Source organism: Streptomyces alanosinicus (assembly GCF_014650595.1).
Taxonomy (GTDB): domain Bacteria; phylum Actinomycetota; class Actinomycetes; order Streptomycetales; family Streptomycetaceae; genus Streptomyces; species Streptomyces alanosinicus.
In genome coordinates, this window is record NZ_BMVG01000001.1 from 616,097 (window position 1) to 639,407 (window position 23,311).

Genomic DNA, 23,311 nt, shown 5'->3' on the forward strand with positions numbered 1-23,311 from the left:
GCCGAGTCTTGGCATATTGCACTGGTGACAGCGGCGAGATGACGGAGAGCAGGGTGCGTACGACCAGGGAGATGCGTCGGCTCGCCGACACCCTCATCGGCCCCATGCGAGTCCCGGTCCCGGCCGACCCGGAGGCGCTCTTCGACGCCCTGGTCGCCTCCGTCAGCGCGTGGCGCGGCCGCGAGGTCGTCGTCCACAAGGCTGTCTTCCCGCCGCACACCGCCAGTGGACTGTGGCTGGAGCGGGAGACGCACGACGACGTGGTCATCGACCGGCGAGCCGCCGCGTGGCACCAGATCGTCATCTTCTGTCACGAGGTATGGCACATGAGCCAGGGCGATGCCGGAGCGGCGCGCACCGACTTCGACCTGGTCGAGGAGCAGGCGGCCGACCGGTTCGGCATGTTGATGGGCCGGCGGCTGCGCCCGTGGCTGGAGGCCTCCGCGGATTCCGTGTTCGCGGAATCCGGCGACGGTACCCAGGGCCTGGCCGGCCGTATCGGCGCCGCTCTCAACTACCGCGGGACCAAGCCATGAGCGGCCTGATCAACTACGTCAGCTGCGGGGTGCTGTGGCTCGGGCTCGCGGTGAAGGCCCCGGACCTGGCCCGCCACTGGCGGGATCCGTATCTGCGGGCGATCTGCGCGGTGCTGGCCCTGGCCGGGCTGTGCTTCCTCCTCGGGGCCCCGCCGACCGTGGGCGCCGTCAACCGGCTCAGCGGCATCCCCAACCTCGCCGCCCCACTGACCTACGCCTCGATCACGGCGTACAGCGCCACCTCGCAGCTCCTCGTCGTCTACTGGCGGGGCGGGCCGAGCGTACAGCGGACCGCCCGCCGGTGGATCGTCGCCTACGCACTCGTCCTCATCGGCATCGCCGTCATGTTCGCGCTGGGCGACGCGCCGGTGGAACGCCGTACCGACCTGGACACCTACTACGCGACGACGCCGTTCCTCGCCGAGATGATCGTGCTGTACCTGGCCGGGCACCTCGCCGCCGCCGGCATCACCACGGTGTCGTCCCTGCGCTGGGCGCGCCAGGTCGACGGCCGTTTGCGCGTGGGGCTGATCATGCTGGGCACAGGGGCACTGTGCAGCGCCGGGTACAGCGTCTCCAAGCTCATCGCCGTGATCGCCCGCTGGTGCGGGGCCGACTGGTCGCGGCTCGGGACGACGGCTTCCCCGGTGGCCGCCGGGCTCGGCGCGCTCCTCACCGTCACGGGCATCCTGGTCCCACTGGCCTGGCCCCGCGTGACGGAGTGGCAGCGGTCCCGACGGGCGTACGCGCGCCTGAAACCCCTGGAGCGCGAGCTGGACGAACTCCTCACCCGCCGCTCGCTCCGGCTTCCGCGGCCCCGCTGGGCCACGCCCGCCACCCGGCTGGTGTGGCTGCAGACCAGCATCCACAACGCGCTCGGTCACTTGGCCGACTACTTCGACCGGGACCTGTACGAGGAGGTCCACGAGAGCGCCCTGCGGGACACGGGCGACGCGGGACGCGCGGAGTCGGTCGCGTGGGCGGCGGTGGTCACGGCGGCGCTGGAGGCGGAACGCCACCGGGAGCGGCCCCTGGAACCGTGCGACGAGATCGACCTCCTGCCGATCCGCTCCCCCGGCCCCGCGACCCTCGTCGGCATCGCCGACGCCCTCGCCACCTCGACGCCGGTCGTGTCCGCCCGCGTTCACGGCACGACGACGCCGACGGGCACCGCATGAGGCGGATCCGGGCGCCGCGCGCGTCCCGCGAGGCCGCCCACCGAACGGATGGGAGGGCGCGGCCGTGAATCTCGTCGTGTATGTGGCGGCCGGGGCTCTTGTGCTGTCCTCCGCGCTCCTCTTCCGCCGGCCTCGCACCGCCCCGTGGAACCCGCTGACCGTGTCGACGTGCGCCGCGATCGCGCTGGGCGGCTTCGTCTTCGTCTGCTCGGCACCGCTGACCCTGGCCACCGTCAACGACCTCACCGGCATCCCGAACTTCGGTGCACCGCTCACGTACGGCATGCTCTCCGCGTACAGCTGCTCCCTGCTCGTCCTGCTGATCCACTGGCGGGGCGGGCCGCGCGAGCGGCTACGGCGGGCGGCACTGCGCTGCGTGGTCGCCTACGGCGCGCTGATCGCCGCCATCGTCATGCTGTTCGCGCTCGCGGACGCGCACACGGAGCGGCTGCGCGACCTCGACACGTACTACGCGAACACACCGGGCATGCGGGAGATGATCCTGCTCTACCTGCTCGGGCACAGCGCGGCGATCGTCGTGATGTGCACGCAGTGCGTGAAATGGGAGCGTGAGGTCACCGGACTGCTGCGGACCGGCCTGCGGCTCATCCTCGTCGGCGCGCTGCTGGACGCCGTCGGCTTTCAGCTCACCAAGTACACGGCGGTCGTCGCCCGTTGGACGGGGCACGACCTCGACTTCCTGTCCACCACCCTCGCCCCGCCGGCGGCGTCACTCGCCGCCCTGCTGTGTTCGGCGGGCTTCGCCCTGCCCAGACTGCTGCCCGCGGTCCTCACCCAGTGGCACAGCCTCGGCGACTACCGCCGGCTCGGACCGCTGTGGTCACGGCTGCGGTTCGCATCCATCGCGCCCAAGCCCCCCAGCTCGTGGTGGCAGCTGCCACAGGACCGGCTGCACTGGCGCGAGGTGTCCATCCATGACGCCCTTCTGGCGCTGGCCCCGTACTTCGACGACGGCGTCCGCGAAACGGCGCGCGAGGCCGCACGGCGGGAAGGACGCGGGCAGCACGAGGCGCGGGTCGCCGCGGAGGCCGCCATGGTCGCGGACGCCGCGCGCCGCGCCGCCGCCGGCGAGGAGCCGCCGGAGGTGTCGAGCGGCAGCCGTCTGTACGCCACGGAGGTGTCCGGGCCGAGCGGCCTGGTGGAGCTGGCGCGGGTCCTGGAGACGGTGCACACCGTGGGAACCATGGGTGAAGGTACGGTGAGGACCTACCATGGCTGAACTTTCGTGGCCCGCTTCGAGTTTGGCCGGTTCATTCCCGGATGATTCGAGGAGCCCCATGCCGCGCAGAGCCGTCGTCATCGGTGCCGGACTGGCCGGCATGCTGGCCGCCGCGGCGCTGTCCGCCTCCGTGGAGGAGGTGATCGTGCTGGAGCGCGACGACCTGCCCGACGGTCCCCAGCACCGCCGCGGGCTCCCGCAGGGGCGTCATGCTCATCTCCTCATGGCCGGTGGCCTGGCCGCCATGGACGATCTGGTGCCCGGAACGTGCATGCGCGAGCGGCTGCTTGCCGCCGGCGCCCACGAAGTCGCCCTCGGCCAGGGCCTGGTGGCCCTCACCCCGGAAGGCTGGTTCCGCCGCTGGCGGCACGAAGGGCCCCGCATGCTCACCTGCAGCCGGGCGCTGCTGGACTGGGTCGTACGGGCCACGGTCCTGGCCGGCACGGACGTGCGGATACAGCAGGCACAGGCACTCGAACTGACCGGGGACGTCAGCCGCGTTCGGGGCGTACGCGTATCGACGCCTGACGGCGAGCGTGAGCTTGAGGCCGACTTCGTGGTCGACGCGAGCGGGCGGGGGTCCCGGGTCCTGAAGTGGCTGAAAGAACTGGGTCTTTCGGACATCCGGGAAAAGACCGTGGACGCCGGTCTCGTCAATGCCACCCGCATCTACCGCAGGCCCGCCGGGGCCGAGCAGTTTCCGGTGACGCTCGTGCAGGCCGACCCCTACGGAGGGCGGCCGGGGCGCAGCGGGATGGTCCTGCCCATCGAGGGCGACCGCTGGATGGTGAGCCTCGCCGGCACCCGGGGCAGCGAACCGCCGACCGACCCCGAGGGCTTCCTGCGCTACACACTCGACCTTCCCGACCCCATCGTCGGCCGGCTGATCTCCGGCGCCGAGCCCCTCACCGAGGTGCGCGTCAGCCGCAGCACCAGCAACGTACGGCGCTACCTGGAGAAGGCCCGCCGCTGGCCCGACGGATTCGTCGTCCTCGGTGACGCGGTGGCCACGTTCAACCCGGCCTACGGGCAGGGCATGTCGGTGGCCGCGCTCGGCGCCGACGTGCTGAGCGCGGAACTGCGGCGCGGCGGTGTCGACGCGCCGGGGCTGGCACGCCGGGTGCAGCGAGGGGTCGCCCGGTCGGTCTCGGCGGCCTGGGCGATGGCCGTGGGCCAGGACGTCTGGTTCCCGCAGGTGCGGGGCGCGAGGCCGGGCGTCGCGGATCACCTCGTCGCCCGGTACTCACGCCGCATGACGAAGGCGGCCACCGGCTCCTACCGAGCGGCGACCGCCGTCTGGGACGTGACGAGCCTTGCGACGGGTCCGTCCCGTCTGCTGCGTCCGGACGCCATGCTCGCGGCCCTGACCGGCCCGCTTCTGCCGGCCCTGCCGGAACCGCCGCTGACGGCACAGGAGTGGCGCATCGTGCGGGAGCTGGACCGCACGCGGGGGTGACGACCCGGTCAGCCCGCGAACGCCGGCTGAGCGACGCCCTGGCCGGCGCCCGGTACCACCAGCAGCGAGCCCGCCACCGGGTGCGGCGCCGTGAGCCCCGTACAAGCCGTCGTGACATACAGGTCGGTCAAGCCGGCGCCGCCGAACGCGCAGGCCGTCGTCCGTCGCGTCGGCAGGCTGATCACCCGGTCCAGCTCGCCGCCCGGCGTGTAGCGGCGCACCGCTCCCCCGTCCCACAGCGCCACCCACACACAGCCCTCCGCGTCGACCGTCAGGCCGTCCGGGAAGCCCGCGCCCCGCTCGATCTCCACGAACGGGCGGCGGCCCCGGACCCGTTCGCCGTCGTAATCGAAGACGTCCACCCGGCGGGTCGGGGTGTCCGCGTAGTACATCAGCCGGCCGTCGGGGCTCCAGCCCGTGCCGTTGCTGACCGTGACGTCGGACAGGACCGGCTGTGCCCCGCCGTCGCCGGTCAGCCGGGTCAGCGTGCCGCCGCCCGGCGCCTCGTCGTAGCGCATCGTTCCCGCCCACAGCGAGCCGTCGGGCGCCACGGCGGCGTCGTTCGCGCGGCGGCCCGCGACCGGTTCGTGGTGCAGCCAGCGGAAGGTGTCGTCGGGGTCCAGCAGGCCCACGCCGTCCCGGAGGTTGAGGACCAGGCCGCCGCCCTCGCGGGGCTTGGCCGCGCCCACGTGCTGCTCCGTGGTGCGCACCGAACGCCGGCCCGTGGCGGGGTCGTAGGTGTGCACGCGCATGCCCAGGATGTCGAGCCAGATCAGCCGGCCCCTCGCCGGGTCCCAGGTCGGGCCCTCGCCGAGCGCCGCCGACGCCCGTACCGCGACCTCGTAGCCGCCGCTCACACCGCGCTCCGGTGGCCCAGCCGCTCGGACAGCTCCACCGCGCCCTTGGCCGCCAGCTGCTCCAGCTCGGCCCGGCGCTCCTCGCTCCAGCGGATCATGGGGACCGAGATGGAGAGGGCGGCGACGACCTGGCCGGTGCGGTCGCGGACCGGGGCGGCCACACAGCTGACGTCCGGGTTGGACTCGCGGTTCTCCACCGCGATGCCGCGGCGCCGGATCTCCGCCAGGGCCTCGCGCAGCACGGCGGGGTCGGTGATGCTGTTGGGGGTCATCGCGGTCAGCTCGGCGTCGTCCGGGATCCGGGCCGTCAGCTCCTGCTCCGGCAGCGCGGCCAGCAGCATCTTGCCGACCGAGGTGCAGTGGGCCGGCAGCCGGCGGCCGGCGGCGGAGACCATGCGCACGGCGTGGGTGGAGTCGACCTTGGCGATGTAGATGACGTCGGTGCCTTCGAGGATCGCCACATGGACGGTCTCGTCGCAGGTCTCGGCGACCGAGCGGGCCACCTGCTGGCCCTCGGCGGCCAGATCGAGCTGCTCGGCGTAGCGGCTGCCGAGCTGGTACGGGCGTACGCCGAGCCGGTAGCGTCCGGGCTGGCCCGGTACCGGCGCGATGTACGAGCGTGCGGCGAGCGTGGTGACCAGCTCGTGCACGGTGGTGCGCGGCAGCTGCAGCTTGCGCACGATGTCGGGGGCGGAGAGCGTCCCGTCCCCGTCGAGGAACAGCTCAAGAATGTCGAGAGCCCGGGTCACGGCAGGTACGAGGCGTCCCACGTCCGGCCCCCTCCCTTGGGTCTAAGCGCCTATGTTCGAGATTTCAACAGGCGATCGGCATGACGAACATAGGCTAATCACGGGAACGTGCGCGGGCAATGGTCCGGAACAGGCCGGGCACCATGGAAGGCATGTACGTCGACTTCCAGCTGGTGCTGCTGCGCCGCATGGCCGACCACAATCCGGACCTCGTCGAGGACGCCCGGCGCGCGCTCGGCGCCTCGATCGCGGACATGCGGGAGGCCAACAAGCGTTGGCAGGCGATGGTCCGTTCACCGAGATCCCGGTCCGCCGCCGCCCGGTACGGCTCGGTCCTCGGCGAGCCGGAATCCGTGGTCCCGTACCGGCTCGGCGACGCCGTCTGCGAGGCCCGCCGCTGGGCCCTGCCCCTCTGGCCCGACCTGCGCTTCGAAGTGCTGGTCGGGCCGGACGGCGGGGTCTGGAACGAGTGGCTGGTGCGGGCGCCGGGTGCTCCCGCGCCGAAGCTTCGGACCCTGGACGACCTCGTCCCCTGGTCGTGCACGGTGGACGAGGCCGCCCGCGCCTTCGCCCCGGCCCGCCCGCTGGAGGGCACGGCACCGACCAGATGGGGGCTGGCCTTCACCGCACCCGGGCGCGGAGGCGTGCGGGTGGAGGTGGTCGCCGAGTTCACCTGGGGCCTGCTCCAGCGGACGGCCCTGGTCGACCTCGCCGACTGAAGGCGACTGAAGGTGACTGAAGGTGACTGAAGGTGACTGAAAGCGCCCGGCGGAAGGCGTCGGCCCGAAGGTGTCCGTCTGAAGGCGTCCGTCTGAAGGCCTCGGCCCGAAGGCCTCAGTCGTCGAATCCGGTCGCCCGGGTCCGCTTCTCCCAGGCCGCGACGTCCTCGCGGACCTGGTCGGTGTGCGCCAGCACCGCGCTCACTCCGTCGTCGCCGAGCGGCAGCCTGAGCGGGGTCCGCTCCGCCTCCAGCGCGGCCAGGACGAGGGCCGCCGCCTTGGCGGGGTCGCCGGGCTGGCTGCCATGGCCTCCGCTGACCGCGCCCCGGGTCTCGCCGACCTTGGCGTACACCCCGGTGTCGGAGCTGGCCCCGGCCCGGTCGGCCTCGAACAGCGAGGTGCGGAACGCACCCGGCTCGACGATCAGCACCTTGACGCCGTACTCGCGCACCTCGTCCGCGAGCGCCTCGGACAGGCCCTCCAGGGCGAACTTCGTCGCGCTGTACGCCCCGAAGCCCGCGAAGGACAGCTGCCCGCCCATGCTGCTCATCTGCACGATCGCACCCGAGCGCCGCTCACGCAGATACGGCAGCACCGCCCGGACGAGGGCCGTCGGGCCGAAGAAGTGCACGTCGAACAGGTCGCGCAGCTCGGCGTCGGTGGTCTCCTCGACGGCGCCGACATGGGTGCGGCCCGCATTGTTGACCAGCACGTCGATCCGCCCGTGCCGGGCGATGACGTCCCGGACCGTCGGCTCGATCGCGGCCAGGTCGGTGACGTCCAGGCGCAGCGCCTCCACCCGGCCGGGATGGGCGGCCACCAGGTCGTCCAGGGTCTGCGGGCGCCGGACCGCGCCGATCACCACGTCACCGGCGGCGACGGCCGCCTCGGTGATCGCCCGCCCGAAACCGCTGCCCGCCCCGGTCACCAGCCATACCTTGTTCATCGCAACTCCCCGTAAGTCCCGTATGCCTCAGTTCACTTGACGTGAATCAACGTACTAGCCGGCAATGTCCCCGGCCGCGGCCAGGATCGCCTCCGTCACCCGCTCCAGGGAGCCGGGGTGCAGCCGCAGGAACAGATTCGGCTCCACCAGCTCCAGCTCCATCAGCCGCGGCTCGCCGTCCGGCCCGTCCACGAGGTCCACGCGCGCGTACAGCGGTCCGGGGCCTCCGGACACGCCGGGTATGGACGCCAACGCCTTCTCGGCGACGGCGAGTTCGGCCTCGGTGGGCTGCCAGCGCTCCAGGCCGGGGTGGGCCACCTTGTCGGCGTCGTAGGGCGTGCCGGGCGCGAGGACGGCACCCTTGCGGCTGGCGTGCAGCAGCCGGCCGCCGAAGAACTGCAGCGCCCGCTCCCCGCTGACGTCGATACCCGTCAGGTACGGCTGCACCATCGCCGTGAAGCCCTCGGCGTGCATCCGGGCGAGGTGCGCCACGGCCCTGTCGTGTTCGCCGGGTGTGTAGCGGGCGGCGAACCGGCCTCCCGCGCCCGAGGTCGGCTTGATCACGTACTCGTGGTCGGCGGGCAGCTCGGCGGGCTCGCCCGGCGCCAGATAGCGGGTGGGGACGGTGGGCACACCGGCGGCGGCCAGTTCGCCGAGGTAGCGCTTGTCGGTGTTCCAGCGCACCACGGACGCCGGATTGGCGAGCCGGGTCAGCGCGCCGACCCGCACCACCCAGGTGTCGAACTCCTCGGCCCGCCAGCTGTAGTCCCAGGTGGACCGGATGACGACGAGGTCGTATCGGCCCCAGTCCACGTCCGGGTCGTCCCAGTACCGCGCCTCGGCCTCGGCCCCGGCGGCCCGGAGCGCCCGCACCAGTTCGGGCAGATCGGCGTCTTTGCCGGGCTCGGTGCCGGGGTCGTAGGTGGCGAGGGCGATGCGGCGCATGACGGGCTCCCTGTCGTACGACATTTCGATCACGACTTCGATCACAGCTTCGAGCACAGCGAGGCTAGCAACCATGCCGTTCCGGCTCGAACGACTTGTGCACGCCGACGGCATCCGCTCGCGGCCCGCCTGAGCGTGGTGGTGAGGACCGGGCCGCTGGGGTAGGAAGGGTGCCGAACGGTCCCAACCGAGAGTGTTAGGAGTGCGGCGCGTGTCCTCCCTCTTTCCCGCCCTGGCGGACGGCCCGGGCGAGCGCAGCGAGACGGGGGTGCCCCCGGACGAGGTCCGCGGGAGGGTCGCCCTGCGGTTCGGTGCGCGTTCCCTGACGTACGGCGGTCTCGCCGGGGCCGCCGGCGCGCTCGCCGGGCGGCTCGCCGGCGCGGGCCGGGTCGCCGTGTGGGCCACCCCCGAGCTGGAGACCGCCGTCGCCGTGACGGGCGTCCTGCTCGCCGGTGCGGCCGCCGTACCGCTGAACCCGAAGTCGGGCGAGAAGGAACTCGCGCACATCGTCTCCGACAGCGCGCCGACCCTGGTACTGGCCGCGCCGGGCGCCGAACTCCCCGACGCGCTCGGCGCGTTGGAGCGGCTGGACGTCGACGCGGACGCGCGCGCCGCCGTACCCGAGCAGACCGCGGGCGACGCGGCCCCGGCGCTGATCGTCTACACCTCCGGCACCACGGGCCCGCCCAAGGGCGCCGTGCTGCCCCGCCGGGCCCTCGCCACCACCCTGGACGCGCTCGCCGACGCCTGGCAGTGGACGGCGGCGGATGTGCTGGTGCACGGGCTGCCGCTGTTCCATGTGCACGGACTGGTGCTGGGCACCCTCGGCCCGCTGCGGCGCGGCGGCGGCGTCCGGCACCTCGGCCGGTTCTCCACCGAGGGCGTGGCCCGGGAGCTGACCGCCGGCGCGACCATGCTGTTCGGGGTGCCGACGATGTACCACCGCATCGCCGAGGCCCTGCCGGACGACCCGGAGCTGGCCGAGGCGCTGGGCCGGGCCCGGCTGCTGGTCTCGGGCTCGGCCGCGCTGCCGGTGCACGACCACGAACGGATCGCGGCCGCGACCGGGCGGCGGGTGATCGAGCGGTACGGCATGACGGAGACGCTGATGAACACCAGCGTGCGCGCCGACGGGGAGGCGCGCGCCGGGACCGTGGGCGTGCCGCTGCCCGGTGTCGAGCTGCGGCTCGTGGAGGAGGACGGGACACCGATCACCGCGTACGACGGGGAGAGCGTCGGCGAGATCCAGGTGCGCGGGGCGAACCTGTTCACCGAGTATCTGAACCGGCCGGAGGCCACGGCGGCCGCGTTCACCGCCGACGGGTTCTTCCGCACGGGTGACATGGCCGTCCGCGAGCCCGACGGCTATGTCCGGATCGTCGGGCGCAAGGCCACCGACCTGATCAAGAGCGGTGGTTACAAGATCGGGGCCGGTGAGATCGAGAACGCGCTGCTGGAACATCCGGGGGTACGGGAGGCGGCGGTCACCGGGGAGCCGGACGCGGACCTGGGCGAGCGGATCGTCGCCTGGATCGTCCCGGCCGACCCGCAGGCACCGCCCGCCGCACCGGAGCTGGCGGACCATGTGGCCCGGCGGCTCGCCCCGCACAAGCGGCCCCGCGTCGTCCGCTACCTGGACGCGCTGCCCCGCAACGACATGGGGAAGATCATGAAGCGGGCGCTGGCCGATGTCTGAGCGGCACTCGGCCCGGCAGATCCTGACCCTGGTCACCGACCCCGGCACCTTCACCGAACTCCCGCACCCGGCAAGCGCCGCCAAGCCGGACGGCCCCCTCGGCTGGGCGGGCTACGACGCCTCCCGCGGCCGGGCCGCCGAGCGCACCGGCGAGGAGGAGTCGGTCGCCTGCGGCACCGCGCGCGTCGAGGGCATCCGGGCCGTGCTGATCGCCTTCGAGTTCGGCTTCCTGGGCGGCTCCCTCGGCGAACGCACCGGTGACCGCCTGGAGGCGGCGTACTCCCACGCCCGCGCGCACCGGCTGCCGGTCGTGCCGCTGATCGCGACCGGCGGCAGCCGGATGCAGGAGGGCATGCTCGCGCTGAGCCAGCTCCAGCGGGTGGCCCGGCAGTCGGCGCTCACCCGCGAGGCCGGGCTGGCGCAGATCGCGGTGCTCCGCGATCCCACGACCGGCGGCGGCTGGGCCACGCTCGGCGGGGGCGCCGACGTCGTCCTGGCCCTGCCCGGCGCCCAGGTCGGCTTCGCCGGCTCCCGCGTCCGCCCGCCCGCCGCCGACCCCGCCGCCTACACCGCGGAGTCCCAGGTGGCGGTCGGCTCGGCGGACGAGGTGGTGGACCCGGCCGGGCTGAAGCGGGTCCTCGGGGCATGGCTGCGCCTGCTGACGTCCCCGTCCGCCGATGCCCCTCCCCCGCCGCGGGCCCTCGGCACCGCAGGCCTCCCGGCCACCGGCTGGCACGCCGTCCGGCACGCCCGCGCCCCCGAACGACCGCGCGCCCAGGCCTACTTGGACGCCTTCTTCACCCGTCGCCGTGACATCAGCGGCGACCGGTGCGGGGGCAGGGATCCCGAGGGCATGCTGTGCGGGTTCGGCGAGCGGGACGGTCGTACCGTGGCGTACGCGGCACAGACCGGGGCGGCGACCCGGCCCGCCGGATACCGGACCGCGGCCCGGCTGATCCGGCTGGCGGACCGGCTCGGCATCCCCGTGCTGACGCTGGTGGACACCCCGGGTGCCGCCAACGACGCGGAGGCGGAGCGACAGGGGGCCGGCGCGGCGATCGCGGAGGTCTTCGGGGCGGTGGCCGCGGCCCGGGTACCGCTCACCACGCTCGTCATGGGCGAGGGCGGCTCCGGCGGCGCCCTCGCCCTGGCCGCCCCCGGCAACACCTGGGCCACACCGGACAGTTACTTCTCGGTGATCGCCCCGGAACTCGCGGCCGCCATCCTCAAACGCCCCGAGGCCGAAGTCGAGGCAACCGCGGACCAGCTCATGATCCGCCCACAGGACCTGGTGGAGCTGGGGGTGGTCCGGGGCATCGTGCACCCCGCACAGCCGTAGGCCGCCTCACCGCTCGACGGCCGCCGCCCGAACGATCTCCTGCGTCAGCGAGCCGCCCTTGTCGTCATGGGCCGACGCCCGCAGCGAGACGGAGGCGACCGTACGCGGCACGTCCGGCGTGCCGCGATCGGTGCCGACGTCAAACGCGAGGTTGATCAGCGGCAGCCGGCTCCAGTGGTCCTTTGGTGTCGCCGCCCCCCTCGGGCGAGTGGCTCGCGTGCTGGGACGAGTGTCATGTGCGTGGTGGTGCAACGGTGTTGATGGGTGATGACGGAAAGGTGCCCTGGTGGTAACCCGCCAACTCCCGTGAGGGCCAAAGGGGTTACCGCGGAACATTCCTCGGCGCTCCTGGCCGCCGCCGAAGAGGCCGGCCGTCCGGCCGGCGGGAGTCCGACCGGCGGGAGTCCGACCGGCGGGAGTCCGACCGGCGGGAGGTGAAGCCGCGCGCCGAGTGGGACATCCGGCCCGAAGTCCATCACCGGACGGTGTGCCACGGCCCGAAACCCCCGTTCGGCGGCACCCCGCCCGGCCCCCTCCAACAGGCGGACACCCGGTCGGCCGACCAGGATGCTGGGAGAGGCCCGCCAGCCGGCCGGGCACACCGGGGCTCGCGCATCGGGAGGATCGCCGTGACCGTCAACCTGGACCAGCTGCGCCGCTGCCACTTCGGCGTCGACCTGGGCGCGGCCCGCACCAGGGTGTATGTGAGAGGCGCCGGTCTGATCGTCGACGAGCCCTCGGCGGCCGCGGTGAACGCCCGTTCCGGCTCGCTCATCGCCGTCGGCGAGCTCGCGGAACGCATGACGGGACGCACGCCTGACTACATCCAGGTCGTACGGCCCATAGCCGGCGGCACGGTCGTCGACATCGAGATGGCCCACCGCATGCTGCGGCAGCTGCTCGGCGACAAGGTGCGCCGTACGCTGCGCCGTAATCTGCGGCTGCGCGCGGCGGCCTGCGCCCCGCACGGCGCCGATCCGCTGGCCCAGCGGGCGATCACCGAGACGCTGGTCGGGCTGGGCGCGCGCCGGGTCGAGCTGGTGGACACGCTGATCGCCGCCGCCATCGGCTGCGGGCTGCCCGTGGAACGCCCCGAGGCCACCATGATCATGGTGTGCGGGGCGGCGACCACCCAGGTCGCGGTGCTCTCGCTCGGGTCCATCGTCGCCGCCCAGCGGGTCCCGGTGGGCGGCGAGGCCGTGGACAACGCGATCGTGCAGCATCTGCGGCACGAGCACCATCTGATGCTGCCCGGCCAGTCCGTGCGTCCGCTGCAGGTGGCCCTCTCCGACAACGGGATCACCACTCAGGGCCCGGCGCAGACCGAGATCCACGGCCGTGATGTGCTCACCGGCCTTCCGCGCAGCGTGCACGTCGACACCGCCGCCGTACGGGACGCGATCGAGACCCCGCTGACCGCCGTCCTCGACGGCATCGGCAAGGTGCTGCGCGACTGCCCGCCCGACCTGGTCGCCGACCTCGCCGACCGCGGGATCATGATGGTCGGCGGCTCGGCGCTGCTGCCCGGCTTCGACCAGATGCTGCGGCAGGCCACCGGGATGCCCGTGCACATCGCCGACCGCCCGGACATCTGTGCGGCCCAGGGCCTCGGCGCCATGCTGGAGGGCCGGATCGAGCCGATGGTCCTCAACCCGCTGGCCGCCTGAGCCGCGCACGGCGCACCGACCGTATGCCCGGCGATCCCGTCCCGCATCTGCCGCCGCTGCTCGAAGCGGTCCTCGGGGTCGGCTCCGAACTCGAACTGCGCGCCACCCTGCAGCGCATCGTGGACGGTGCCGCCGAGCTGACCGGCGCCCGGTACGCGGCGCTGAGCACCGCCGGCGGCGGCCCGGAGGGGCCGGCCGAGATCCGTACGAGGACGCCTCCGCCCAAGGACGCCGACGGCCTGGACGTGCCGATCCTGGTCGGCACGGAGCCGTTCGGGCGGCTGCGTCTGGACGGCAAGAGCGGCGGCGGCCCGTTCACCGCCGAGGACGAGCAGCTGCTGCGGGTGCTGGCCGCCCAGGCGGGCACCGCGATCGGCAACGCCCGGCTGTACGAGGCGGCCCGGCAGCGCGAGCGATGGATCGAGGGTGCGGCGGCCGTCACCACGGCGCTGCTGAGCGGGGAGAGAGCCGCGGACGCGCTGATGACGGTCGCGGAGCGGGCCCGGCTGCTCGCCGACGCCTGTGCCGGTGTCATCCTCCAGCCCACCCCCGAGGGCGGGATGGAGATCGTGACCGCGTCGACGCACGACGACCCCGGGGGCCTCGTCGGGACGACCATCGAGCCGGGCAGCCCGGTGCTGGAGCAACTGCTCGGCGGCGAGCCGGTGTTCATCGAGGACTCGGCGACCGACCCGCGGATGACGACCCGTGTCCGGCACCGGTTCGGACCCAGCATGATGCTGCCGCTGCAGGCGAGCGGCCAGCTGATCGGCACGCTCGCACTCCCCCGCCGGCGCGGCGACCGCCCGTACACGGACGTCGAACAGCACCTGGCCACCCAGTTCGCCTCCCAGGCCGCGCTCGCCCTGGTCCTCGCCGGCGCCCGGCACCGCAGGGAGCGGCTCGCGGTGTACGAGGACCGCGACCGGATCGCCCGCGATCTGCACGACCTGGTCGTCCAGCGGCTGTTCGCCACCGGGATGATGCTGCAGGCGGCGCAGCGCCGGGCCCGGGTGGCGGCCGTGCAGGACATGCTCGGCAAGGCCGTCGACGAGCTGGAGTCGACCGTCCAGGAGGTGCGGACGGCGATCTTCGCGCTCCAGCAGCCGCCCGCCGAGGCTCCGACCAGCCTCCGGGGCCGGGTGCTGCGCGAGACGGCGGCCGCGAAGGCGGTGCTCGGCTTCCAGCCCGCCACCCGCTTCCTCGGGCCGGTCGACAGCCGCGTCCCGGACCGCGTCGGCGCCCAGCTCCTCACGACCCTGCGCCGCGCCCTCGACACCGCCGCCCGCCGCCGGGGCGTGTCCCGCATCGAGGTGACGGTCGACGCGACGGCGACGCTGCCGGACGGCCGGGCGGCGGTACGGCTGACGGTGTACGACGACGCGGACACCGGGGCGGGCGAGGACTCAGAGGGATCAACGGTCACCTGGCAGGCGCCGCTGTGACGAACTCCCTCGGCGGGACGCCGAAGCGGCGCACGTCAGTACGGCAGGATCCGCCCCGACGGCGTCCTCCGGTCGATCTCGCGTTCCCGCGGAGCGACGGGGCGTCGGCTGACGCGTACCCGGATGCGACGGTCCATGACGCCCTCCCTCTGCCGTTACGGCCCGGCGGTGGATGCCGGTAGAAGGTCCGTGCCCAGGACGCGCACTGTTCAAGCATGTACGGGTCAACCCAGCTGCTGTGTACCGCTGTCGGCGAACACGGTGGCCGCCGCGCTACCGGGGCGCGTACCGGCCGAGGACGAAGTCCAGCCGGGCCAGCCACTCGGTGACCCGGGCCGACCGGCGGGCGTTCAGCTCGCAGTCGTACACGCCGTCGTCCCACAACCGCACCGTCACCGTGAGGTGATGACCGCGCCGGGTACGCCCGATGTGCGCGATCTCCGCCCACTCGAAGTCCGCGGCGGCGCCCGCCACTTGGAGGACGACCCCGGTGGCGGTCACGGCGACGCGCGCCTGCCCGTCGGTGAGTTCGACCTCCGGGAGCGGGTACGGCACGGGCGGGCCGAACCCCTGGGCGGCCTGCGGCGGGGGCGCGGCCGGGTAGGGCGGGAGCGGCGCCGCGGCCACGGGCGACGCCGGGGCGACGGGCGGCACCGGGGCCACGGGCGGCACCGGGGTGTGGGCGGGCGGGGACATCATGGCCGGGGCGTACGGCGCCTCCGTCGGGGCCGGCGCCGGGGCCTCGTCGGTCAGCACGTCGAGCAGCTCGGTGGGGGTGGGGCGGTCGGCCGGGTCCTTCGCCAGACAGCGCGCGACCAGGCCGGCGAGTGCGGCCGGTACGGCGGCCAGGTCCGGCTGTTCGTGCACGGAGCGGTACATCAGCCCCATCGGCGTGCCCTCGCCCCAGGCGCTGCCGCCCGCCGCCGCGACCAGGACCGCGCCGAGGGCGAACACATCGGCGGCGCCGGTCACATCGTTGCCCAGGGCCTGTTCCGGCGCGAGGAAACCGGGCGTGCCGAAGGCGGTGCCGGTGGCGGTGAGCCGGGTGGACTCCACGGCGCGGGAGATGCCGAAGTCGAGGACGCGCGGGCCGTCGGCGGCCATGATGATGTTGCCGGGCTTGAGATCGCGGTGCACCAGCCCGCAGGAGTGGATGGACTCCAGCGCCTCGGCGAGCGCGGCGGCCAGCGCCCGTAGTTGCGGCTCGTCCATCGCGCCCTCGGCGGCGAGCCGCGCCGCGAGGGTGGGCCCGGGGATATAGGCCGTGGCCAGCCAGAGCAACGCGCCTTCCACGTCCGCGTCCACGACCGGCGCCGTGTGGAAACCGCCCACGGCACGGGCGGCCTCGACCTCGCTGCGGAACCGCTCGCGGAAGACCGCGTCGGCCGCCAGCTCGGTCTTGGCGACCTTCACGGCGACGGCCCGCCCGCCGCGCGTCCGCGCGAGATACACGGTGCCCATTCCCCCCTCGCCGAGCCGCCGCTCGACGAGGTATCCCCCGATGCGTTCCATGCGCACAGTATGGCCGCCCCCGCCCCCCTGGACGGACCGGTGCTGCTCAAGCGTCGGGTTCCTCGGCGTCATCGGTCCTTCGCCAGGGCGAGGAGGTCGGCGAACAGGCCTCCGGAGTGGGCGAGTTCGTCGTACCGGCCTTGTTCGGTGATCCGGCCGTGCTCCATCACGAGGATGCGGTCCGCGATCTTCGTGTTCTCCAACTGGTGGGTGACCACGATGGTGATGCGGTCCGAGGCGCCGCTCCTGATCTTCTCGAAGATCTGGTGCTCGCCCCGGGCGTCCATCTGCGAGGTCGGCTCGTCCAGGATGAGCAGTTCGGGCCGGCGATAGATCGCGCGGGAACAAGCCAGGCGCTGCCACTGTCCTCCGGAGAGCTCCGCGCCGCCGAAGACTTCTCGCGCGAGCAGGGTTTCCATGCCGTGGGGAAGGGATTCGACGGCTTCGCGCATGCCGACAGCGTCGATGGCCTGCCAGACCGGTGCGTCATCGTGGGTTCGGGGCCGGCCGAGAGTCACGTTCTCACGTACGCGCAGGGGCCACTGCGCGAAGAGTTGCGGGACCAGGCCGGTGCACGACCAGACGGTGTCCTGGTCGACCGTGGCGAGATCCGATCCGTTCCACAGAACGCGCCCCTGGTGTGGAACAGGGCTGCCCCGTTGATGACGACTTGGGACAGCGCGGCGAGCGTGGTCTGTACGGCGATGACGGCGGTCGCAGCGATCGCCGGCCCGATGCGGCCGGTGATGGTCAGCCAGGCGAGGGTGGCCCAGGTCAGGATGAGGAAGAAGCCGCCGGTCGCCGAGGAGACCAGGGTGATCCGCAGATTGCGGGGAGCGGCGGTGAGGAGTCGGTGGTCGATGCGTTCCGACAGGGCCCGGTACCAGAACAGCAGGTAGCCGGTCATGCCGTTGGCACGGACCTCGTCGCTGTGCTTCGGGGTGGTGGCCCACCAGCGCATCATGTGCCGTACGTTGCGGTCCGAGACGTTGGTGTAGTGCATCTCGTAGTCGACCCGGGCGGAGAGGACCGCGCCGGCCCCGGCGGGCACAACGGCGAGGATCAGCAGAGGCAGCATGGCCCAGTGAAGCGTGGAGAGTACGCCGCTCGCGGCCACCATCCTGATCAGTGCGGATGCGAACCGCTGGGCGTCGTTGACCATCACGTGTGTGCGGAGCACACCCATCTCCGCTGCTTCATGGCGGTCGGAGAAGCCGTCCGTGGCGTATGCGGCGGATTCGACCCGGCACACGGCCTCGACGAGGCTGGTGTCGGCGTGCGTCGTCAACAACGGGGTGAGCCTGCGGTCGGCGTAGGAGGACAGGGTTCCGGCCCCTCGGCCGAGGGCGGCGGCAGCCGTGACGACGAGCAGAGCCGGCAGGGCTTGGTGGAGCCGATCGCCGACCGCGCCGGCTCCGAGGATCGGTCGCATGGCACGGGCTGTCGCGGCAGGCTCACGGCGGCGGCCGCACCTGTGACGAGCTGGCAGACGACGAGGAGACTCACCGCCTTACGATCGAGCTGCCAGGCCATACGCCAGATGCCGACCAGTACGGCGGGCAGCCGGGCGCACATGTGCGTGAACGACACGACGTGCCACAGGATTCGAACGCGCTCGATTCCGGACGCGCGGCGGCCCTTGGCAGGCAAGGCCTCGAACGCGTGGAAGCCGTGCCGGCGCCGTCCCCGGACGGCGAGGACTGGCCGAATCGCCGATGGCTGATACCCCTGTGACGAATGAGGTTTCCGGGACCCCGCTCCTGCGGCTACGTTCCGTAGCGAGTGGTTTCAGCCGGCTGCTGAACCTGCCGGCTTCAGGTATGTGGCCAGTTCGGATGTCGGCGCCTGGTTCCGCCAGGGAAGACCGGGCACGTGGAGCAATGGGAGGTGGAGATGTCATGAGTGGCAAGGTGCAAGAAGCGTCGGAAGCCTCCTCAGCGCCGTCGAGGCTGCTTCATCCGATGGATACGGTCAGAACGGCAGCAGGTCATGTGCCTGGCGCCACCGCCGTCGAAGAGGTCTTCGACGGCGTCCTGAACACCGTCGGACTGGTTTCGCCCCGCTCTCGTCGCATCGCGGCCTACGCCGGTGCCGGTCTGCTCGGGGCGGCCGGAGTGGTCGAGTGGCCGGCGGCGGCCGCGGGCGCCGCCGCCGTGTGGTTGACGCAGGCGCGTCCCACCCGCGCAGACGACAGCGCTGCTGCGCAGACCCCGTCCGCCACGGCCGGAGTGACCCGTCGGGCCACGGCGAAGTCGTCGGCCAAGAAGCGTGCGGTGGGCAAGCCGGGCACCGCCGGGAAGGCAGCGGCCGGGACGCGGAAGGCCACGCGGTCGGCCCAGCGCCGGGCCAAGGCCGGATCGTCGGCCTCGACGGCGGGCGGGTGAGGTCTGCCGACGGTTCCCGGGAGTGATCGATGATTCTGCGCTCGCTTGCGAGGTTGCCCGCGGCGGGGGTCGGGCTCGCGCTGGGAACACCCGCGCAGGTCGCTCGCCAGGTCCTGCCGACGATCGGTGCCGCTGTCCGGGGGGCGGCCGGTACGGCGGAGACGGGCGTGCGCACCGCCGTGCGTGGTGCGGCGGCGGTGTCGACGACTGCGGTACGCGTCGGCCGGGTCGGTCTGAATGCGGTGTCACCGGGCCATCCGTACTGGCAGGCGGGATCCCGGGTGCAACTCCCCCTGCGTCCGAGAGCGGGTGTCACGGCGGGGAGCGTGGAGAGCGGGGCGGGGCGGGTGGCCGCCGCCCTGGCCAAGCGCCCGGACGTGCTCGCCGCGTACTGGGACGGCGGCCTGGCCCGGCTGGTCGTGCAGATGACGCAGGACGCGGTCACCGACCGGGTGGTGGACCGGGCGACCGAGCTGGCGGCGCAGCAGAAGCTGGAACGTCCCGACGAGGACGTGCTGGAGCCCGCCCATCCCGGCCATACCGGAGGCATACGGTCGGGGGCGCTGGCCCTGGTCTGTGATGCGGTGGGGGCCACCACCGCGGTGGCCGCGCGGACGGTCCGTCTGACGACCACCCCGCACCTGGTCTCCGCCGGGGTGACGCTGTTGCGCGAGGATCCGCGGGTACGGGTCGCGCTGCGGCGCCATCTGGGCCGGTCGGCGACCGATCTGGTGCTGGCCGCCGCGAACGCGGCCGCCCAGGGCATCGAGCAGGCACCCACCGCCCTGCTGCTGGATGTGGCGCTGCGCTTCGGTCAGCTGACCGAAGCGATCGCCCGGGCCGCGGCGTTCGACGCCGTACACGACACGCTCTGCGCGCCGGATCGGCTGAGCTTGGCCGGCAAGCAGGTCGCACGGCCGCCGATCCACCGGTACCCGGCCCAGGAGTACCGGGACCAGGCGATCACCGGGACCCTGTTCGGCGCGGCCGGAGCGCTGTTGTTCACCGGTGACGTGCACGAGGCGGCGGAGGCGCTGCTGGCCGGGAATCCGAAGGCCGCCCGTTTCGGCCCGGCGGCCTTCGCCGCGGCTCTGGGCACCGAACTGGCCCGCGAAGGCGTCCTGGTACGCAATCTGGACCGGCTGCGGCAGCTGGAGCTGATCGACACGGTGGTGCTGCATCCGCAGGCGCTGCGCAGCAGCCGGCGGACGGTCCTGGACGTCAACGCGAACGTTTCCGACTGGGATCACGACCGGCTGTGGCAGACGGCGACGGCAGCGCTGGGACCGAACGGACCGATCGAGTTGCGGCCGGTGCCCGACCAGGGGCAGTCGGAGGACATCGGGCTGATGATCGCGTCGGAGGGAGGCCGGGACATCGGCACCGTCCTGGTCGGTTGGGAGCTCGATCCACTGGCCGAGGCCGCGCTGGACGCAGCCCGGCGGGCCGGTCTGCACGTCGTGGTGGTCGACGACGGCACCCTCGGCGACTTCGGCGGGCTCGCGGACGAACTCGTCGGCGGGGACCGGCCGTTGGCCGAGGTGGTGCGGGGCCTTCAGCGCGGCGGTCGGATCGTTCTCACGGTGGCTCATGTCCCGGCCGGTGGGGCTTCGACCGGGCAACAGCCGAGTCCGGAGGGCCGCGAGGTGCTGGCCGGTCTGCTGCGCAGCGACATCGCCGTCTCACTCACCGACGAGAGCAGTGCGGTGGTATGGGGTGCGGACGTCCTGCTGCTGCAAGGACTGGCGGGGGCGTGGCGGCTGCTGGCGGCGATCCCGGCCGCGCGTGCGGTCGGGGAGCATTCCAAGATCTTCGCCGAAGCGGGTGCCGCGCTCGCCGGGCTGCTGGTGGTGACCCGGGGGCGGTCGGTCGAGACGCCTCGTCCTCCCGCTCGGCTTCCGGCTCGGCCCGGTGAACGCGGCCGCTGCCGCGTCACTCGTCTCGGGCTGGCGCGCCGCGCTGCACGTCAGTACCGATCACACCCCACACCCCCCGCCTCGGGTGCCGTGGCATGCCCTGCAGCCGCAGGAGGCACTGGCCCGGCTGCGGGAGAGAGCCCGGGCGGCCGAGCCGGGCGCTCTGACCGGTGTGCGCAGGACCACCGGCCGGGTCGTACGTCTCCCGGTGTTCGCGCCGACGCGTCTGACGGTCCGTCTGGTCGCCGCGGTGCGCGCCGAACTGCACGATCCGCTGACGCCATTGCTTCTCGCGGGAGCGACCGCGTCCGCGCTCCTGGGGTCCACCGTGGACGCGCTGTTGGTGGTCGGCGCGATGGGCATGAACGCTCTGGTCGGCGGGGTGCAGCGCTTGCCGGCGGAACGGGCACTGTCCGGTCTCAAGCTGGAGCAGCGCCAACAGGCGCACCGGGTGGCCGACTTCGGCAAGGGCGAGACGAGCACCGTGGCCGCCGGGCGACTGGCGCCGGGTGACGTGATCGAGCTCTACACCGGCGACGTCGTGCCCGCCGACGCGCGGTTGCTGGAGAGTGACGACCTGGAGGTCGACGAGTCCTCGCTGACCGGAGAGTCGCTGCCGACCTCCAAACAGGTGGACGCCACACCACAGGCTTCGGTGGCCGACCGGCACTGCATGGTCTTCGAGGGCACCACGGTGGTCGCCGGGTACGGCCGGGCGGTCGTGGTGGGAACCGGCGACGAGACCGAGGCAGGCCGGGCCGCCCATCTCGCGTCGCACGCCCGGCAGGCCCCCGGTGTGCAGGCCCGCCTGCACCAACTGACCGGCCAGATGCTGCCGTTCACCCTGCTCGGCGGCGCCGCGGTGACCGGTCTGTCGCTGCTGCGCGGTCGGCCTGTGCGGCAGGCGGTCCGGGGCGGGCTCGCGGTCGCGGTGGCCGCCGTTCCGGAGGGCCTGCCGCTCGTCGCGACCGTCGCGCAGCTTGCCGCGACCCGCAGGCTCGGCCGGATCGGCATCCTGGTCCGCACCCCGCGCGCCCTGGAGGCGCTGGGCCGGATGGACACCGCCTGCTTCGACAAGACCGGCACCTTGACCGAGAACCGCCTGCATGTGGTGCGGGTCTCCACCGCCGAGGGGGCCGAGCACCCGGCCGACGCCGCCGAGGCGGCGCCGTTGCTCCACGCCGCCGCGCTGACCTGTCACACCGCCGACCAGGAGGCCGGTGTCCACGCCCACTCCACCGACGAGGCGATCCTCGCCGCGGGCCCGCCCGGATCGCCGTGGACACCGGTCGAGGTGCAGCCGTTCGAGGCCAGCCGCGGGTACGCCTCCGCTGTCGGAGCCGACGCCCACGGTGCCCGTCGGCTGATCGTGAAGGGGGCGCCAGAGGTCGTCCTGCCAGGCTGCACGGGTGGGGCCGACGACAGCCCCGCCCAGTCGCTGGCCGGTGACGGCCTGCGGGTGCTGGCGGTCGCCGGCCGCCGACTCGCGGACGCCGACGATCCCGCCGAGGCACTCGGCGGGCCGCTCAAGCGCCTGGAACTGGACGGCTTCGTCGCCCTGGCCGACACCCCGCGCCCCAGCTCCGCACCGCTGGTGGCCGACCTGCGTGAGGCGGGCGTACGACCCATCATGCTCACCGGGGACCACCCGCGGACAGCCCGCGCCGTCGCGGTCCAGCTCGGCTGGCCGGACGACGTCGCCGTGGTCACCGGCGATGATCTGGCCGCCCAGGGCCGGACCGGCCGAGCCGGGCTGCTGCGGAACTGCGACGTGGTGGCCCGGGTCGCGCCGGAACAGAAACTGCACGTCGTGGAGGCACTCCAGACCGCCGGACGGGTGGTGGCCATGGTCGGCGACGGCGCCAACGACGCCGCTGCCATCCGCGCCGCCGCCATCGGTGTCGGCATCGCCGTACACGGCTCCGCGGCAGCTCGTAACGCCGCCGACCTGGTGATCACCACCGACGACCTGTCGCTGCTCGTCGACGCCGTCGCCGAGGGCCGGGCTCTGTGGCGCAGCGTGGCGGACGCGATCAGCGTCCTCATCGGCGGCAACGCCGGCGAGATCGGCTTCTCCGTCCTCGGCACGGTGCTGTCCGGCTCCTCACCCCTGTGCACCCGGCAGATCCTGCTGGTCAACCTGTTCACCGACATGTTCCCGGCCATGGCCGTGTCGGTCACCCCCCCCCCGCGACGAGACCAACGAGGAGACGTGCGACGGCGAGTCCGTCCTGGTCGGTACCGCCCCCGTGGGCCTCGCGGTCCTCGGCGACGCGCTGACCCGCCAGATCAGACACCGCGGCGTCATCACCACGCTCGGCGCGACCACCGCCTGGTCGATCGGCACGCTCACCCCGGGCTCGGCACGCCGGACCAGCATGATGGCGCTGTGCGGCGTGGTCGGTGCCCAGCTGACCCAGACCCTCACCGGACGGCGCCACAGCCCGCTGGTGCTGGCGACCGTCCTCGGCTCCGCCGCCGCCCTGGTCGCACTGATCGAGACGCCGCTGGTCAGCCAGTTCTTCGGCGGCACACCCCTCGGCCCCGTGGCCTGGGCCGGGGTCGCCGTCGCCATGACGGTCGCCGCGCTGGGACCACGGCTGATGCCCGGGCTGGAAGAGCTCGTGCAGCGACTGAAGCAAGACGGGGAGCGGCTGAAGCAGGACGAGGGATGACCGATCAGTCGGAGCTGCCGCCAACTGCGCGAGGAGGTCCCGCGGGGCGTC

At 73.3% G+C, this 23,311-nt stretch carries 15 protein-coding genes and 3 pseudogenes; 11 read left to right on the top strand and 7 right to left on the bottom strand.

Translation table 11 applies throughout. From position 1 onward, the window contains the following. Positions 1-53: 53 nt before the first annotated feature. The 4 genes from IE277_RS02830 to IE277_RS02845 all read left to right on the top strand — a co-directional run bounded on the left by IE277_RS02830 (position 54) and on the right by IE277_RS02845 (position 4,410). On the top strand, positions 54-536 hold the full coding sequence (locus IE277_RS02830; RefSeq protein ID WP_189949175.1) for a toxin: 483 nt from the start codon (positions 54-56) through the stop codon (positions 534-536). After that, positions 533-1,714 carry an MAB_1171c family putative transporter gene (locus tag IE277_RS02835; RefSeq protein WP_189948153.1) on the top strand — a complete coding sequence of 394 codons (1,182 nt, stop codon included), beginning with the start codon at positions 533-535 and terminating at the stop codon, positions 1,712-1,714. Before IE277_RS02830 ends, IE277_RS02835 begins: the two co-directional genes overlap by 4 nt. Before the next feature lie 64 nt (positions 1,715-1,778). Further along, positions 1,779-2,954, top strand: coding sequence for an MAB_1171c family putative transporter (locus IE277_RS02840; RefSeq protein ID WP_189948156.1), 1,176 nt, complete (start codon positions 1,779-1,781; stop codon positions 2,952-2,954). Between the two features lie 58 nt (positions 2,955-3,012). After that, on the top strand, positions 3,013-4,410 hold the full coding sequence (locus tag IE277_RS02845) for an NAD(P)/FAD-dependent oxidoreductase (RefSeq protein WP_189948158.1): 1,398 nt from the start codon (positions 3,013-3,015) through the stop codon (positions 4,408-4,410). 8 nt (positions 4,411-4,418) lie between these two features. Here IE277_RS02845 and IE277_RS02850 read toward each other — a convergent pair whose 3' ends face one another. After that, positions 4,419-5,267: an SMP-30/gluconolactonase/LRE family protein gene (locus IE277_RS02850; RefSeq protein ID WP_189948160.1), complete on the bottom strand. Its 849-nt coding sequence runs from the start codon at positions 5,265-5,267 to the stop codon at positions 4,419-4,421. Continuing rightward, on the bottom strand, positions 5,264-6,037 hold the full coding sequence (locus tag IE277_RS02855) for an IclR family transcriptional regulator (RefSeq protein ID WP_189948162.1): 774 nt from the start codon (positions 6,035-6,037) through the stop codon (positions 5,264-5,266). Before IE277_RS02855 ends, IE277_RS02850 begins: the two co-directional genes overlap by 4 nt. A gap of 131 nt (positions 6,038-6,168) precedes the next feature. On the opposite strand from IE277_RS02855, the gene IE277_RS02860 reads away from it, so the two are divergent. Then, positions 6,169-6,735 carry a hypothetical protein gene (locus IE277_RS02860; RefSeq protein ID WP_229880529.1) on the top strand — a complete coding sequence of 189 codons (567 nt, stop codon included), beginning with the start codon at positions 6,169-6,171 and terminating at the stop codon, positions 6,733-6,735. A gap of 115 nt (positions 6,736-6,850) precedes the next feature. Here the strand turns inward: IE277_RS02860 and IE277_RS02865 are convergent, their stop codons facing one another. Further along, the gene (locus tag IE277_RS02865) at positions 6,851-7,681 is read right to left on the bottom strand and encodes an oxidoreductase (RefSeq protein WP_189948166.1); all 831 of its coding nucleotides are present in this window, start codon (positions 7,679-7,681) and stop codon (positions 6,851-6,853) included. A gap of 54 nt (positions 7,682-7,735) precedes the next feature. Next, positions 7,736-8,626: an ATP-grasp domain-containing protein gene (locus tag IE277_RS02870; protein WP_189948168.1), complete on the bottom strand. Its 891-nt coding sequence runs from the start codon at positions 8,624-8,626 to the stop codon at positions 7,736-7,738. A 211-nt stretch (positions 8,627-8,837) separates the two neighbouring features. Between IE277_RS02870 and IE277_RS02875 the strand changes: the two genes are divergently transcribed. Further along, positions 8,838-10,322, top strand: a complete 1,485-nt coding sequence (locus IE277_RS02875) for an acyl-CoA synthetase (protein ID WP_189948169.1) — start codon at positions 8,838-8,840, stop codon at positions 10,320-10,322. Then, the gene (locus IE277_RS02880; protein ID WP_189948171.1) at positions 10,315-11,661 is read left to right on the top strand and encodes a carboxyl transferase domain-containing protein; all 1,347 of its coding nucleotides are present in this window, start codon (positions 10,315-10,317) and stop codon (positions 11,659-11,661) included. The genes IE277_RS02875 and IE277_RS02880 overlap by 8 nt, the downstream gene beginning before the upstream one ends. 6 nt (positions 11,662-11,667) lie before the next feature. On the opposite strand, the pseudogene IE277_RS49405 reads toward IE277_RS02880, so the two are convergent. Continuing rightward, a pseudogene (locus IE277_RS49405) lies at positions 11,668-11,862 on the bottom strand (hypothetical protein); the annotation flags it as partial. Positions 11,863-12,290: 428 nt separating this feature from the next. Here IE277_RS49405 and IE277_RS02885 point away from each other — a divergent pair. Both IE277_RS02885 and IE277_RS02890 read left to right on the top strand, forming a co-directional pair. Next, complete coding sequence (locus tag IE277_RS02885) at positions 12,291-13,328, top strand: rod shape-determining protein (protein WP_189948173.1); 1,038 nt, start codon at positions 12,291-12,293, stop codon at positions 13,326-13,328. 23 nt (positions 13,329-13,351) lie between these two features. Next, positions 13,352-14,773 (top strand): GAF domain-containing sensor histidine kinase, encoded by a 1,422-nt coding sequence (locus IE277_RS02890; RefSeq protein ID WP_189948176.1) that lies wholly within the window; start codon positions 13,352-13,354, stop codon positions 14,771-14,773. Between the two features lie 273 nt (positions 14,774-15,046). On the opposite strand, the gene IE277_RS02895 is transcribed toward IE277_RS02890, so the two are convergent. After that, complete coding sequence (locus tag IE277_RS02895; protein ID WP_189948178.1) at positions 15,047-16,285, bottom strand: serine/threonine-protein kinase; 1,239 nt, start codon at positions 16,283-16,285, stop codon at positions 15,047-15,049. 68 nt (positions 16,286-16,353) lie between these two features. Further along, a pseudogene (locus tag IE277_RS02900) lies at positions 16,354-17,860 on the bottom strand (ATP-binding cassette domain-containing protein). Between the two features lie 416 nt (positions 17,861-18,276). Between IE277_RS02900 and IE277_RS49155 the strand changes: the two are divergent. Together IE277_RS49155 and IE277_RS02910 are read left to right on the top strand one after the other, a co-directional pair. Beyond that, positions 18,277-18,669, top strand: a complete 393-nt coding sequence (locus tag IE277_RS49155; protein ID WP_308433343.1) for a hypothetical protein — start codon at positions 18,277-18,279, stop codon at positions 18,667-18,669. Positions 18,670-18,698: 29 nt separating this feature from the next. Next, positions 18,699-23,260 (top strand): annotated as a pseudogene (locus IE277_RS02910) (cation-translocating P-type ATPase). Positions 23,261-23,311 lie beyond the last annotated feature (51 nt).

Excerpts from the sequence above, each read along its gene's own strand:
- IE277_RS02835 (WP_189948153.1), top strand. The coding sequence starts at position 533 with ATGAGCGGCCTGATCAACTACGTCAGCTGCGGGGTGCTGTGGCTCGGG.
- IE277_RS02870 (WP_189948168.1), bottom strand. The coding sequence starts at position 8,626 with ATGCGCCGCATCGCCCTCGCCACCTACGACCCCGGCACCGAGCCCGGC.
- IE277_RS02860 (WP_229880529.1), top strand. The coding sequence starts at position 6,169 with ATGTACGTCGACTTCCAGCTGGTGCTGCTGCGCCGCATGGCCGACCAC.
- IE277_RS02865 (WP_189948166.1), bottom strand. The coding sequence starts at position 7,681 with ATGAACAAGGTATGGCTGGTGACCGGGGCGGGCAGCGGTTTCGGGCGG.
- IE277_RS02845 (WP_189948158.1), top strand. The coding sequence starts at position 3,013 with ATGCCGCGCAGAGCCGTCGTCATCGGTGCCGGACTGGCCGGCATGCTG.
- IE277_RS02880 (WP_189948171.1), top strand. The coding sequence starts at position 10,315 with ATGTCTGAGCGGCACTCGGCCCGGCAGATCCTGACCCTGGTCACCGAC.
- IE277_RS02890 (WP_189948176.1), top strand. The coding sequence starts at position 13,352 with ATGCCCGGCGATCCCGTCCCGCATCTGCCGCCGCTGCTCGAAGCGGTC.
- IE277_RS02895 (WP_189948178.1), bottom strand. The coding sequence starts at position 16,285 with ATGGAACGCATCGGGGGATACCTCGTCGAGCGGCGGCTCGGCGAGGGG.